The organism is Hufsiella arboris, from assembly GCF_009834875.1.
GTDB lineage: Bacteria > Bacteroidota > Bacteroidia > Sphingobacteriales > Sphingobacteriaceae > Hufsiella_A > Hufsiella_A arboris.
On the sequence record NZ_WVHT01000041.1, the window covers coordinates 1 to 843 of the forward strand.

General features: G+C 47.7%; 1 protein-coding gene. It reads left to right on the top strand.

Going from position 1 to position 843, the window contains the following annotated elements:
* Positions 1-559 precede the first annotated feature (559 nt).
* Positions 560-763, top strand: coding sequence for a hypothetical protein (locus tag GS399_RS20560; protein WP_237488025.1), 204 nt, complete (start codon positions 560-562; stop codon positions 761-763).
* The last annotated feature ends 80 nt before the right edge of the window (positions 764-843 follow it).

Genomic DNA, 843 nt, shown 5'->3' on the forward strand with positions numbered 1-843 from the left:
GGTTTGAGTATTATCCGTGGCCGAATCACCGCGTTTTCTTCACGCCAAAAATTTGCAGGCCAACATCGTACTATCAACGGCAGTAAGATATGATCGGTTGCCGGGACTGTGCGTTCATAATCTGCAGCACCCTTAATCAGCGGCAGGAAGCCAACGTTCAAAAATTGTCACAGGCTACTCCGAAGCACGCTGGCAAGACGCAAGTGCCTGCAAGAATTAAAAACAGTAGCAGCTATTTAAATTTTGCAGTGCCAAGCCTATAGCGCAGCGGTTTTGCGTCTTAGTTGCAATAACTTTCAATCAGCACACCAGAAGCAAAAATAAGCGCAGTTGTTTTTAATTGAGCGTTAGCTTGCGCGAAAGGGCACCTGGCGGATTGACAAGCCCTTTATTCAGTAGTTTCAATTGTTTTTTATGGACTTCATGAGCTCGCTCCGCTCGGTTTGTTTCCTTTTGGGGCTATCAAAAGGAAATGCCTGCCGGCATAAGGCATAAAATAATTCAACCGCTCTCCGCCGCGGGGGCACCCTCCTTTTTATTCAAGTTGTTAATTGTTTCAATGGCTTTCATGAGCTCCTTTCAGACGGTTCTTGATAAAAAGGAGGCAAAAATCAAGAAAAGAAATAAGCTTCAGCCGCACTGTCACACGCATGGCCCGAGTGCTGAGCGTCCGCAGGTTGGCGGAAGCCGGTCGAAGCATCTTTTCAGCCCACCGCTCGCCGGATTTCACGACGACCTGCAAAACGCCAAATACCTGTTATGACGTTTCTCCACGCCAAAAATTCGCAGGCCGACATCGTACTATCAATGGCAGTAAGAATATGATCGTTTGCCGGCGACAGC